Genomic DNA, 13,842 nt, shown 5'->3' on the forward strand with positions numbered 1-13,842 from the left:
AGTGCAGCAAAGGTGCACAGCACCTTTGCTGCACTACACAATAAAAAGATGTTTGAGCACCGCAGGTGCGAAAACTCATGCACAGAGACTGTGGAGACCACGGGAGGCTGACACTCTCAAGAGAGATAGAGCAGGTACATCACAGCGTGTTGTGCCTGCCCTGTCTTATTCCCTCTTTCTATAATGAGAGCACATAAGATGGTTTGGTTGGGAAGAGGGTGTTGAACAGCACCTCGTTGTTGACCCAGACATCGGGATACATATGGCGTAACTCGGCCAGACTGCGATAGCCGAAGAGGGCCTTCAGGAAAACCAGTGGGGGAAATCCTCCATCTGCTGCGTAGTCGAGGACGGTAGAGCGCCAGTTTTCAGCGGTGACAAGCTTGCCCTGTTCAAAGACCAGGTGTAGACCGCTGCGATAGAAATCGAGCTTCAATTCACCGCTATAGTTCGCAACTACTGAACCGACTAAACGCCGTTCCAGGGCTGGTGCGATATGCTGTAGTAAGCGGGGCAGGTCAGGGACGCGGATATACCAACCATAGGATGGTTCTATCTGGCGTGCCAGGCTTCCCAGCGCGTCGTACACTGGATGATCCTCTCCCAGGTTGAAGCGGATGGCACTAACAGGTTCCATATCTGGTTTTTCGGTCGGTAGTTGTTGTCCATATACTTGCAAGGAGCGTAGGATAGCAGTCATCATCGCCTGTGTGTTACTCTCTTGATCAGTTGCCATTGTCCAGACATTCATCTGTGGTGAACGGCGCAACGTGGGGAGTAACATAAAGCCGCGTATGATCTGTGTAGCATCGACGATAACCTGAAATACAAAACGCCTTGGATATGCTGGATACTTTTGCCAATCTTCAATGAACCAGCGCAAATCTGCCTCTGGAATATGTGTCGCAACCAGATAGCGCTGGATCAGTTGATGATACAGTTCCTGAATACGTGGTAGATCCTCAATCATCGCTGTACGTATCGTGTAGTCTTCATGTTCACTCTCTTTGAGCTTAGGGATAGACGTTAAGGCTACCTCCCGATTGCCTTCCAACTCTATGGCATATTCATAGCCAAACTGACGATAAAAATAAGGGATGCCGGTAATACCTTCCAGCAGACGCCCTTCAGCGGCACTACGTGCATGCACCATATCGAAGAGCTGGCGAATCAGGCCACGATTGCGATAGTCAGGATGTGTAAAGACGATTTCTGGTCGACCCACCTGAATGGGAATGTTGTCATAATGCCAATCCAGACGCTGTAAACTGATACCGGCCACAACAGGATTATCTGTTTGGCGTGGATCTTCTACAATCGCATAGTCATCTGGCCCCATTACTGGTGTTAGACCATGCATAAGCATGCGTACCCTCTTTTGAATATTTTTATTAGGCGGATCTTCTGCTTTCTCGCGAAAGACTATCCCGGTTATGCGGGCAATATTTTCAGTATCAGCCGCTGTGGACCAGCGGATAATCAAACCATCTTCCAGTTCCTGTCGATACTCAGCGGCTGCTTTATTAGTTGTGGTTGTGATAGACATAGTAGAACCTCGTTTCTATCAATTAGATGGGATTATCCATCCATCAAGGCGCAAGCAGGCACAGTAAACATAGTCATATGATGAGGGTGAATACAGCTTGTTGGTTGGTGCTTGAGCAGGCAACAAAAAGCCGCAGGCAGACATTCTCAGTAAGGCCCACGGTCGAGAATGTGCGCTAAAAGCGTGTGGTCAATGTTTGTGCTGCGTATTGTGATAAGCATTCCCGAAAATGGACATACTGCCCCTCTGGGCCGGGAAGTCGATCACTGGTGGCATCATGCTTTGTGGAGCGTTTGTTATCATCAAAGCGGACACGAACAGATGATCGGAATTCCCGGCCAAAACCGCAAGAAAATGAGCCTCCATGTTCGGACAATTCTTCCAGACCGGGCTTGCGTTCGAATCTTCAATGCCAAATTTGCCGCTTCTGGAAATGCGTTCGAGGTGTGACATACTACTCCTCGATTTTCTGTACGCGCCCAACCTGTCCATCGACCAGCCGTACCTTGATCCCATGTGGGTGAAAAGAAGAGTTCGTTAAAATGTCCTTGACGATTCCTCGGGTTAGTTTTCCTGTTCGTTGGTCTTGCTTGAGGACGATTGACACGATAATTCCCGAACGTATATTTTGACGGATGTGTCCATCTGGCATTCAGTTGCGCTTTCTACTGTCATCCCTGGTGAATGGATGTCTCTTTTCCCAGAGCGGGTTTCACGTGTTTCCTGATGTTCGCCATCACACATTGGATGGGACATCGCCATCCAGAGTAACACACTTTCCCTTCATGTGTCCATATTTGTGGCGCATAATGAGCACTGAATTTACAAAAATGGTATGTGGCGATTCGTTTCTAGAGCTGTTTTCCAGTCGTTCATGATCCTATTGCTCAACATTCGGGCAGTTGCTCACATTTGAGGGCCAAACCTGCTCACTTTGCAGGGCATTTACCACCTACGGGTGGGATGCCTGTACGATGCATGGAGCACGGGCCTGTACTACGCTTCATGCCGTGTCTACATCTTCCACATCTTTTATCATAGATGTATCGATCAAATGGATATGGGGCTTCGAGGGTTAGAAATAGAAACTTATAAAGATCCTGTATCATTTAAGCTTGCAGGCTATGTTTCATATCAGCTATGTTATACTGAACAGGTAGTAGCGTCTTGTCTGTAAAAGTGCATCTCAGCGGCACCTACTCCAACAAATGGAGGTGAAGCAAGAACTCCCTGCCTGCTGACGGAGTCTGGGTACGGATCCTGGCGTGTTTGCAAGCGTTTTTTTGGGGTGCACTACCATACCGCTTCATGAAGAGGAATGAAGGCGAGGGGAGCCATCCGTAGGAACCACCCTTTATGGGTGGAGGGCCACGACTTCCCGCCTGCACTGGTGGGGCTTTGGGGCGCAATGGCAATGCCCCTCCACCCGTGAAGGGTGGTTCCTACGGATGCATCGGCGTTCCCCATGCTCCCTCTTTCCATTCATTTGTTGGAGTAGGTGATCTCAGCGGCTCCTATATGTTGCTGCATACGCATCATTGGCTGGATATGTGCCAGGTGGGAGAGAATTCTTGTGGGTGGAATACGCAGCGGCTGGCGAGGATGGGGGATATGAAGAAGAGCTTTCCTTTGCCACAATCTTTGCTGACCAGCCAGCAGGATGCTGCTGATATTTCTACACTTGATACGTTGCCAATGATGGTGCTGAAAGGTATTGCCGGTCAGCAGGGTGATGCGGTGCCTGTCATGCGCTCTGAGCTTTCGGGAGCGGCTGGCGGCGCGGCCATTGTGGGTCTCGGCAATATTGTCGGCAGTATCCTTAAGTTTGGGAGTAACTATCTACTTCAGGTTGGCTTTGGAGCAGCTCTTTATGGCCTGTACTCGATCTGTTTTTCGATGGTACAATTGACGGCCTCGCTCTGTAATCTTGGCTTGAGCGATACCGTGATTCGCTATACTGCGATCTACCAGCGGAAACGGCAGATCCACTCACTGGCTGGCTTACTGATGTTCTGTACCTGTATCGCTGGTCTCATGGGGCTGCTTGGTGGGCTCTGCATCTTTCGTTTTTCAACGCTCGTCGCCATCCTCAAACACGAGCCGCGACTGGCTCCTTTGCTGCAATTGATGGCTCCGCTGGTGCCTCTGCTCTGCTTGCAAAGCGTCTGGTTGGGATCATTACAGGGACTCAAGCTCTTTAAGTGGCGCGCGCTGGCGGAACGTATCATCGCTCCTGTCATCTTATTAGCTTTGATTGTGCTCTTTTTCTGGTTGCGGCCTGGCCTATTCGCGGTTGCATGCGCCGTTATGCTAAGCACTCTGGCAGGCGCAGGTACCTGTGGTTATCTCCTGTATCGGTCAGTCACAATCTCCCAACGTCGGAGGCGCAGCTACGAAATCCAGGAATGGATGAGTTTTGCTGTTTTCAACTTCCTGACCTCTGTTACCGAGGTGCTTCTTGAATCGATTGATACTCTGTTGTTGGTTGTGTTCGTTGTTACGGATATTCAGATCGGTCATTATAATGCTGCGGTGAAGATCAGTGATTTTATTGCGATGCCTTTATTCTCACTTAACACAATGTTTGCTCCAACTATCGCCGAACTTCATAGCCAGGGAGAGATGCGGCGTCTCGCTATGATGTATCAAATCGTTAACAAGTGGACGATTCTATTAAGCTTGCCCATTTTCTGCATCGCCTCCTTATTCGCGCAACCACTTCTGTTATTGTCAGGTCGCAGCTTCCTTGCTGCCTGGCCTCTCCTGGTCATTTCAGCTGTTGGCAGCATGATCAATGCAGGCACCGGCAGCGTTGGCTATGTACTATTAATGACCGGACATCAGAAAATCTCGTTTATTAACTCACTACTTTCCGTCTTGCTAAACATCGTGCTGGGCATATTACTTATCCCTCACTATGGGGCGATGGGTACCGCTATTGGAACAACTATGACACTATTGATCATCAACATTATACGCTATATCCAGGTGCGCAAGTTACTGCATTTCCAGCCCTATAACTGGCACATACTCAAGCCTCTGGGAGCAGGACTATTCAGCGTTCTCTTTACTGGCAGCTTGCTTTTTGTGTGCGTCCACTGCAACCTGTTGATCCATCTTCTCTTGATCCCGGTATTTATGTTCAGCTATGTCGGTTGCCTGTTCCTATTCAAAAGTAGCCCCGACGATGCCATTGTGTTGGATGCTTTCCGGCAAAAGTTTCTGTACAGAAAAGCCTGAGTATGTGGTACATCCTGAGTCGTGTTCTGTTTATTCTGAAACGTATCAGGATTGGCTTTGTCGATCTGCGGGTGTCAGGGAGAATACCAATGTGTCGCGTAACTGACCCGAGGTGTTTAGTTTGTTATTGCGCAGTCTTCCCTCCTGTACAAAACCCAGTCGACGTGCCACCGCTGCGCTGCGTTCGTTCAGCGGATCGCAGCGTATCTCGATACGATTCGCTTGTAGTTGCTCAAAGGCATAATCGATGAGTAGTTTGACCGCTTCCGTGACATAGCCTTTTCCCGTCTCGGATGTACGTATCCAGTAACCAATCTCAAAATAGCCGATTTCCCATTTGTGAGGACGCAGACCACTACTGCCAAGGAATCTCCCTGTAGCACGATCCCAGATACCCACGGTGAGATTCTCACGGAGCAACCATTGAGCCATCCATTGCAGGATCAGATCGCGTTTCTCATCCACCGTCTGATGCCAGTCTGCGAAAGGTTCCCAGGGACGTAGTGCATCGCGTGATTCCACATGAGCCTCAAATGTTGCCTGGGCATCGCTCTCGCGATAGGGACGTACCACAACACGCTCTCCAATTAACTCTTCAAACAGAGGAATCAATGTCAGCGGCTTTTTTGCATGGGTTGGCATATAGTATCCCCTTCTCTCTATTTTTATCCCTAACTTATTCTAGTCGTTGAGCAGTTTAAACTATGGCTATGATTGAATTATATCATTCTTTGTATTTATTTCTCAAATACTCTATCTTATCCCACCAACTCACCGGGGAACGAAGGTCCGAACCCTTGCGATCTGGTTGGGATACAAATATACCTCTGTGTTTATTCATCATTTCTCCTGGATGGTGTGTATTATGGTTGCCAGCTTGGATGTTGTTTGATAAAGTTTTGTAGGGCGTAAAATGCGGGAAGTTGACCCTGTGGCTGCGTCAGGCTCATTCCATCGTTGCCACGATCTACGGTATACCAGAAGATATGCTGGATGACATGCGAGCGCATTGCGTCAGTTGCTGTTTTTATGATGTACTGAGCCTGCGTTTGTGGCGTGATAGTACAATGTGGATCTTGCTGTATCGCGCTCGTATTCCAGCCCACTTCGGTCACCCAGATAGGTTTGGCTTGATCTTCATACGCTTGCATGACAGCATGTATGGTTTGCCACTCTTGATGAAAAGATGGACTATCTGCCTGCCCGACTGCTGGATCTCTGGTACAGCTATAATAGTGGAAATTGGCGAAGTCAAAGTATTTTCCCTCATGATGTTGATATAACCACTGCATATAGTCTTTTATATGAGGACCATTGACCCACCAGATACTATTCATCCCAACCTGCGCCTGCGGGGAGGCAGCCTTAATTGTTGGATAGGTGGCCTGTAGGATTGGTCCATAGTAATCTGGTATGCGGCAGGCGATAGATTCACTCCAGTTGCCGGTCCAGAGGCTATCGAATTCCTCATTGCCGACCTCATAGCTCTCAATGTAGCCATGCCCACTCTTTCCATTATAGCGTTGTGCCACGCTCTGTCCAAAGTTTGCCATTTCAGCGGGCCCTGGAAAGAGCAAACGTCCGGCACACATCTGGCGCAATGCCCAGGATGGCGCCGCCTGCAAGGGGAAAGTCATATGAATATGATTGTCATTCGCCAGTTTGACGGCGGCATCCAGGATCTCCCAATGATAGATATGTGGTTGAGGCTCGATAGTGCTCCAATTCAATTGATAACGTATCCAATGTATATTGAGTTGTTTCAGATTTGTTATTGTTTGAGGACGAAAAGTCTGATAAACCGTGATGCCATATGGATGATCCCATTGCATTATTTGTTGTTCTGATGGTCCAGAGAAGAGCCATTTTTCCAGTGTGAGTATTGCGAGCAGTAGTAATAGGCCGATCAGGAAGCATAGAGCGATGATTTTCCATCTGCGCATGGCTTGCTTGGATTTTTCTTTCATGCCGTGGCTCCTTGAGATAAAGAGCTGTGTGCTTCGGCCCAGGCTTCTTCATAGACCTGTACGGTCGCTCTGGCACAGGTTTCGTAGTGGAATAATTGTGCCCGTTGACATCCCAGATGGATCAAGCGCTGGCGTAATGTGTGATCACTTAGTATCAACAGAATAGCATCGGCTAATGACTGCGTATTAGTACAGTCGGCGTGTAGAACGGCATCGCCAGCGATTTCACTGCTGGCTGCCTCATAGCTGGCGACGACTGGAGTGCCACAGGCCATGGCTTCTAACGATGGCATCCCCTGTCCTTCATGTTTGGAGGGGAAGATCAGGGCGCTGGCCCCGGCGTAGAGGGCTCCCATCTTTTCATCCGCGACCCAACCTGCCAGATGGATGCGCTTATAATACAGCGAGGTTTCGATGAGTTGGAGCGCTCTTTCACTCCCATAGCCCACGCCACCAGTTAATACAAGATGAAGATCCGGCAAACGTCCTGCCAGTAGATGAAACGCTTCAAGCAAGCGTTCGACATTTTTGCGCGGCATAATTCTTCCCACATGTAAGAGATAGCGTTGTCCGTAGCGGGCTTGCATGGCCTGGATGTCTGTTTTCATAATCGGGTTTTCGGTTAAGGATGGACGCAGGGCATGATGGATCAGGCGAATGCGGGCAGTGGGAATCGACCAATAGGTTGTGAGTTCCTCACAGGTCTGTTCTGAGATGGCGATTACACGCTGCGCACGCCGCGCTGCTGCCCGTTGTACGTACATATGATAGTAACGTGGATACCAGGATGACTGCTCTGGTACTTTCAAAAATGCGAGGTCATGGATGGTATTAACCAATGGACCACGCCAGCTGAGCGGGGTCGCAAAGGCCGGGGTGTGCAACATATCCGGTTTCACTTTTTTGAGAATAGCAGGCATAAAAAGTTGATGCTGGATAAGGATACCGCGTCGAGATGGCAATCTTACCGCCTGCACATGCATCTGTGGGAACGCGAGTAGATCCTGATAATCTTCAGGACGGACTGTTAACACAATATATTCATTAGACTGATCAATGCGGGCCAGTCCTTGCAAGAGGGTACGCGCCGCCAGTAGCATACCGCCAGGCTCATACTCTGCAGCTACAACATCAATTGCTATACGCATAAATCCTCCTGTCGGGCATACATGTTCTGGGAGATCTGTATCTCTGGTTGCGCGGGTCGTTGAGTATTGCTTAACGCTATTCCAGCGAGCAAGCACAGAAAGGAGCCGATTTCCACTGTATCGAACGGCACATCGAGACAACTGATGCTCATTGTGGCGCACACAGCCAGCATGGTGGCTAATAGCGGAAGACACGCTTCGGCCTGCCGTAAAGATGCAGCATTATACATGTGGCGATAAGCGTGCATGCAGGTAAAAAATAAGCTCAAGAAGAAGCCTACGCCGAGGATCAGCCAGAGTATACCGCTCTCCATCGCCCATTCAAGATACTGATTGTGGATGCTGATGCCATGCTCGTTCAGCTGGGTAGCCTGACTGATAATCAGGCGTTGATAGTAATAATGAAATTGCTCCATACCGATCCCCAGGATTGGATGTGCAATGATGAGTTTGATAGCCTCATGCCATAAAAAGAGGCGATTGGTGGTGGAGGTGGCGGCGTGTGTGAACAGTGAAAAGATACCATCTCGAAAGATGATGAAGCCTCCTATGCTAAGGATGGCGACGCCAGCGAAAAGCTTGTAACGTCTGGTAAAGATGAAGGCCAGACAGAGCATTGCTCCTGTGGCTGCCAGTGCGCTTCGCGTTCCCGATCCTACGATGACCAGTAACGTTCCCAGCGTCATGATTGCTCCGATGCGGCGATCCCGTCGCCGCTTGCTCAGTAACCAGCAGGATAGCGCGACAGCGAAGAGTCCGGTCATATAAATTCCCAATGTGGCTGCTCCATCAAAGGGACCAACCAGGCGACCTTTGTCACCAGTTAAAGCTGGATTTGTATTGGTCACAAGAAAGATTGGGAGGGAGTATCCCATGGCCTGCAGCAGACAAATTCCATACACAGGCAGGTTACTTAGCAGTACCAGCACAAAAAAGGTTGAGATACTGCGTATATATGGGGCTAAAAATGTACCGCAGAAGAGCGCTAACAGTAACAGGGCGAGATCGTAGACACGTTTATTGGCTCCGAAAATAATATTTCGGGTACTAAATTCTGGCACATGCAGAAATGAAATGAGAGCGATAGCGAAGAATAACAAGGCGTATACATGGGATATTTTAAGCTTACACGTGGGCCGAAAGAGCAGAATATAGCTCAGGCTCAGGTAGAGCACCAATTCGACTGGCCGTACTGTATGGCCGGGTATGGGCAATTGGAGTGCGGGTAGCCCTGCACACAGAAAGGCACCGAGCAGGACCAGCCAGGGACCCTGTATCCTCAACTTTTCCTTGTTTGGATAGCTAGCGCCTTTTTCCACGCCGGGATCATTGTGCTGGTTGATGTAGAGATAGGATTGATGATGTGGTTTCTGACGGTTAATCACAACGCCTTGCACTGGTGAATAGAGCCGTTGGAGTATTTTACTGGCTTTTTGTAATGGTTTAGCCTGTTCTTTGCCCGCTTCAATGACGATAATTGCGCTATCTGTGCAGGAGGCCAGTGCCCCACAGTCAGGGCCGTCTTCCAGGGGTGCGGCATCAATAATAATGATATCGATCAACTGGACGGGATCGCTATCGAACGTCATTGACGGAGGTTGTACCAGGCATTTCAGGAAGATGGGTAATCCTGGCGTGCGCAGGATGCTGGCTTTTTGTTTTGGCAATGGTCCCGTGGGCAAGAACCAGAGATTAGCAATGGATGTTTTCTGTTGATTGAGCCAATGCGCAACGTTAGCATTTGGTCCTTCCTGAAAAAGTTCGCTCTCGGTCAATACGTTGGTCAGGCCATAGTTGTTAGGATGTTTGAAGATACTATGGAGCGTGCCGCGTTTCAAGTTCCCATCAATCAGGAGCACCCGCGAACCCGTTCGGGCCAGCGCAAGGGCTAGATTGATCGCGGTGGTAGAGGTACCTGCGCGTGGACTGAGGCTTGTGACCAGTAACGCGTGGGCCTCGCTATATCTCATCGCCAGGTTGGTGCTGATGGTGGAGAATGCCTGCTCGACAGGTTCAATATTCACTAATGGGAGCTGGTCATGTGTTTTTTTCTCGCCCTCTTTTACACATGGTATGCTACCCAGAGCGGAGAGCTGGGCCAGAGCTTCCACATCATCCACTGTTTTAATCGTTGTATTCATCCAATCCCACACAAGCACAAATACGACCATCATCAGCAGGCTCAAGGCTGCGGCAGCCAGCGTATTCAGCACTATCCTGGGACTGACAGGAGTGGTTGGTGGGGTTGCCATTTGCACAATCGTCAGGATATTCCCGCTCTGCAATAGTTGCTGTTGAATTTGATTATAGCTTGTTTGGAGCGCATTATAATTGATTTGATGCGCTGTAATCGTATCATTCTGTTGGGCGATACGCGCTGCTGAGGCATGCAGCGTTTGTAAATTGATAAGCTGCTCTTGAGCGTTGTCCTCCTGCTGTTTGGCATCCTGTACGCTTCTGGCTATTTTACGCGCTTCTATTTTGAGCTGTTGGGTAATATGCGTATTTTGCAATTGAATGAAGGTGGTCACAACAGTGTTAGCGAGGCGGGTCGCCTGCGTGGGACTCTCGGCAAGGGCACATACCTGAATGATAGGGGTATTATTTAATGGGGAGTCGCTGACTTGTTTCTGGAGTTGTTGTACCGTGATGGCTGGTATTTTTTGCGTTACCGCCTGCAACACATCGGGTCGATTGATTAAGAGGGCTTCGCTCTGTGCCAGCGCCTGATCGCTGAAGATATTGCTACCATTTGTGCTGGCATCATGAACTTCTAATAAGGCAGTTGCTTCATAGACCGGCACCATAAAATAATTGATGACATAGGTTGTTCCCGTACAGAGTAAGACCACCAGGCCAATCAGCCAGAAGTACCTGTAGAGTAATGTTGCATAGTGTCCGATACTGGTTCCTCGATACATTTCCCTGCCACCTTTCCACCCGGAATATTATCCATTTGCTGTGCTCTGATTCTATTTTATTCTTTCATATATTTTTCCAGTTGCGTATTTCCATGCATTTTTTAGTCCTTCCTCACTGCTCTTTTCTATTGTACGAAATGAAGGAAGCCGATAGAACATAAAATAAAACGTATGGATAGATGGAAAGTAACAGCAGCTATATCAGCCACTCCTGTGTTGTCATAGTTCTTAAGTAATAGCTGCTTAGCAATATCATGTCAATAAGGAGATAATATGAGCGTATCGAAAAGTTTAACCATAACTATCGATAATTAACTGTACCGCAACTGTGTGACAACATTTCTGATAAGAGTGTATCCTTATAATAGCATGCATGCTATAAGCGGTAGGACGATGTTGTTGGAAGGGATGCGTGACCCATATGAAAATCCTTTTTGTCTCTCCGTACCCTCCATCACGGATACGTGTACGTGGATATGGTTTTGTACAGAATCTCCGCTGCGAACATGAGATTACCATTCTGACTCAGGTTTCATCACGGACAGAATGGCATGATATTCAACTGTTACGTCAGCAAGGCTTCGAGGTGGTAGCGGTGCCTGAGTCGCAGAATCTTGCGCTCTGGCGTAGTGGGCTGGCACTTTTAAGCGAATTGCCATTGCAGGTTGCCTATGCTCGCTCAAAGCGCTTCTTGCAGCAGGCTCGCCTTCTATGCCTGAAGCGGGAATTTGACGTGATCCATGTTGAACATCTGCGCGGTATTGCCTCGATGGATCTTTTATCCGAGGAATATCCACTGGTCTGGGATGCGGTAGATTGTATCAGCGATCTCTGGCGTCAAACCGTTCAATATGGGCCCGGTATGCTTGTGCGTATGATTGCGTTGCTTGAGTATAAACGTACAGAGATGTATGAACGTAAATTGCAAGAAAAGCAGGCGCATATAATCACAACTTCGGACGCTGACCGTGCTGCCCTGTTAGCTCTCTCCCAACCAGCTGTGCCCTATTCTGAAGCCCCGCATATTGATGTGATCCCTGGTGGTGTGGATCTTGAGTATTTTGTGCCTACCAATCAGCAGTATCGTCCTTATAATATTGTCTTTTCGGGCAAGATGAGTTATCACGCCAATGTGGCGGCGGCGCTCTACCTCTATCGTAAAGTAATGCCATTAATCTGGATTGAGCAGCCTGATGCAACCCTGACTATTGTTGGGAGCAGCCCTCCCCATTCGATTCAATCTTTACAGATAGATCGGCGTGTTGAGGTTACTGGCTATGTTGAGGATATTCGCCCTTATGTGTGTCGCGCCCATGTCATGCTAAGCCCGATGCTCTATAGTGTGGGCATTCAAAATAAAGTCCTGGAAACAATGGCCCTGGGGACACCGGCGGTGATTTCAACGCACTCGGCCCACTCGATGAATGTGCAGCCTGGACAGGATGTGTTTGTAGCCGATTCATCTCATGCCTTCGCTGATGCCGCTCTGTTCTTGATGGGACAAAAGACGTTGCGCGATAGTGTCAGCCACCGCGCTCGCCAATACGTTGAACGCTATCACCATTGGCCCACCCTGACCCGGCAACTGTTGCAGACCTATCAACGAGCTATCTCTTGTGATGATCGTAAGACTACCGCACCAGCGCCAGAGCATAGCAGCTATAAAAACATGCATTCATCCTGAATTTGTGTCTTGTTTATGCTAGCTTCATACTCTGCCTGACCAATGTTCACTTCGTCCACACTTAAGGAGTATTTTTGTGGATTATCAAATGAAGCGTCCCAATATTGCTTTATTGACTGCATTAGACGCACAAGATCGCCGTTCCTGGTCCGGTACTTTTTACTTTATCGCGCAAACGCTACAAAAATATTGTGGAGATGTCTCTTACCTTGGTCCCATGAGTGGGGGGAGCGAAATGTTGTTGGGACGGGCACTTCATACCAGTGCACAACTGGTAACGGGAAAGCGCTTTTTGTTTCGGCATTCGCGAGCGGTGGCGAAACGGTATGCCCGGATAGCGCAGAAACGTCTGACAGATAAGTCATTTGATGTAGTGATCGCTTTAAGTGGAGCAACTGAAATTGCCTATTTACAGACTGCCTTGCCTGTGGTGCTGGTGGAGGATGCCAATTTTCCATTATTGCATGGCTACCATCAACATTTTTCCTCTTTACTGACCTCTTCCGCGCAGCAGGTCAATGAAATTCAGGCTCGTGGGCTGGCGCGGGCTGATCTGGTGTTGTATTCAACTTCATGGGCGGCGCAGTCCGCGGTCAACTATTACCATGTTAATCCACAGAAAATTCAGGTCGTCCCATTTGGGGCCAATATTGAGCGCATTCCTGACAGAGAAAAGGTCTTAACCCGTAAAAGATCTGCGTATTGTTCTCTGTTATTTGTGGGTGTGAATTGGGAGCGCAAAGGTGGACAGATCGCCTTTGATGCACTGTGTGAGCTTGGACGCATGGGGATCGATGCAACCCTGACTGTCTGTGGGTGTATGCCACCGCGCAATGTACGCCATCCACGTATGCTGGTGATTCCTTTTCTGGATAAGAATGATCAGGAGCAATGCCAGCGCTTGGAGGCACTCTATCTGCGTTCGGATTTTTTGTTATTGCCGACGCGTAACGAATGTTTTGGGATTGCGGCCTGTGAGGCCAGTGCCTTTGGCTTGCCAGTAGTGACGACCCATACGGGTGGTGTTCCTGAAGTTGTGCGCAATGGCGAAAATGGCTTTACATTACCTTATGATGCCAGTGGACAGGATTATGCGCTTCTGATTGCACGTGTCTATCAGAATCCGGTCCGCTATCAGCAACTAATCCAGACGAGTCGCGATGCCTTTGAACAACGTCTCAACTGGGATCTCTGGGGCATGACTACGCGCTCTGCTTTGGAGCGTATGTTGTATCGTGTGCGCTCGCCGCGCGTGCTTGCACACCATTTCTCTGGTTGATAGCTACGTTTGGACGCTTTGGTTCGTGTGCACCCGTCCAGAAGTATGTATGCGCTT

General features: G+C 48.9%; 10 protein-coding genes. 3 read left to right on the top strand and 7 right to left on the bottom strand.

Annotated elements, in window-relative coordinates; translation table 11 throughout:
- Positions 1-178: 178 nt before the first annotated feature.
- The 3 genes from F1593_RS02220 to F1593_RS02230 all read right to left on the bottom strand — a co-directional run bounded on the left by F1593_RS02220 (position 179) and on the right by F1593_RS02230 (position 2,198).
- Positions 179-1,546, bottom strand: coding sequence for a GNAT family N-acetyltransferase (locus F1593_RS02220; protein ID WP_149399911.1), 1,368 nt, complete (start codon positions 1,544-1,546; stop codon positions 179-181).
- Between the two features lie 189 nt (positions 1,547-1,735).
- Positions 1,736-1,999, bottom strand: a complete 264-nt coding sequence (locus F1593_RS02225) for a hypothetical protein (RefSeq protein ID WP_149399913.1) — start codon at positions 1,997-1,999, stop codon at positions 1,736-1,738.
- Position 2,000: 1 nt separating this feature from the next.
- Entirely contained in the window at positions 2,001-2,198 is a 198-nt protein-coding gene (locus F1593_RS02230; RefSeq protein WP_149399915.1) for a YwbE family protein, read from the bottom strand.
- A 704-nt stretch (positions 2,199-2,902) separates the two neighbouring features.
- Between F1593_RS02230 and F1593_RS02235 the strand changes: the two genes are divergently transcribed.
- Positions 2,903-4,786 (top strand): flippase, encoded by a 1,884-nt coding sequence (locus F1593_RS02235; RefSeq protein WP_149399917.1) that lies wholly within the window; start codon positions 2,903-2,905, stop codon positions 4,784-4,786.
- Positions 4,787-4,831: 45 nt separating this feature from the next.
- Here F1593_RS02235 and F1593_RS02240 read toward each other — a convergent pair whose 3' ends face one another.
- The 4 genes from F1593_RS02240 to F1593_RS02255 all read right to left on the bottom strand — a co-directional run bounded on the left by F1593_RS02240 (position 4,832) and on the right by F1593_RS02255 (position 10,822).
- The gene (locus F1593_RS02240; protein WP_149399919.1) at positions 4,832-5,428 is read right to left on the bottom strand and encodes a GNAT family N-acetyltransferase; all 597 of its coding nucleotides are present in this window, start codon (positions 5,426-5,428) and stop codon (positions 4,832-4,834) included.
- 221 nt (positions 5,429-5,649) lie between these two features.
- The gene (locus tag F1593_RS02245) at positions 5,650-6,753 is read right to left on the bottom strand and encodes a glycosyl hydrolase (protein ID WP_149399921.1); all 1,104 of its coding nucleotides are present in this window, start codon (positions 6,751-6,753) and stop codon (positions 5,650-5,652) included.
- Positions 6,750-7,901: a glycosyltransferase family 4 protein gene (locus tag F1593_RS02250; protein ID WP_149399923.1), complete on the bottom strand. Its 1,152-nt coding sequence runs from the start codon at positions 7,899-7,901 to the stop codon at positions 6,750-6,752. The genes F1593_RS02245 and F1593_RS02250 overlap by 4 nt, the downstream gene beginning before the upstream one ends.
- A complete protein-coding gene (locus F1593_RS02255) occupies positions 7,892-10,822 on the bottom strand; it encodes an O-antigen ligase family protein (protein WP_149399925.1) in 2,931 nt (976 codons plus the stop codon). The genes F1593_RS02250 and F1593_RS02255 overlap by 10 nt, the downstream gene beginning before the upstream one ends.
- Positions 10,823-11,243: 421 nt before the next feature.
- Between F1593_RS02255 and F1593_RS02260 the strand changes: the two genes are divergently transcribed.
- The gene (locus F1593_RS02260) at positions 11,244-12,506 is read left to right on the top strand and encodes a glycosyltransferase (protein WP_149399927.1); all 1,263 of its coding nucleotides are present in this window, start codon (positions 11,244-11,246) and stop codon (positions 12,504-12,506) included.
- 76 nt (positions 12,507-12,582) lie between these two features.
- Positions 12,583-13,785, top strand: coding sequence for a glycosyltransferase family 4 protein (locus tag F1593_RS02265; RefSeq protein ID WP_149399929.1), 1,203 nt, complete (start codon positions 12,583-12,585; stop codon positions 13,783-13,785).
- Positions 13,786-13,842: the final 57 nt, after the last annotated feature.

This window comes from Dictyobacter arantiisoli, assembly GCF_008326305.1.
In the GTDB taxonomy this organism is placed as follows: Bacteria; Chloroflexota; Ktedonobacteria; order Ktedonobacterales; family Ktedonobacteraceae; genus Dictyobacter; species Dictyobacter arantiisoli.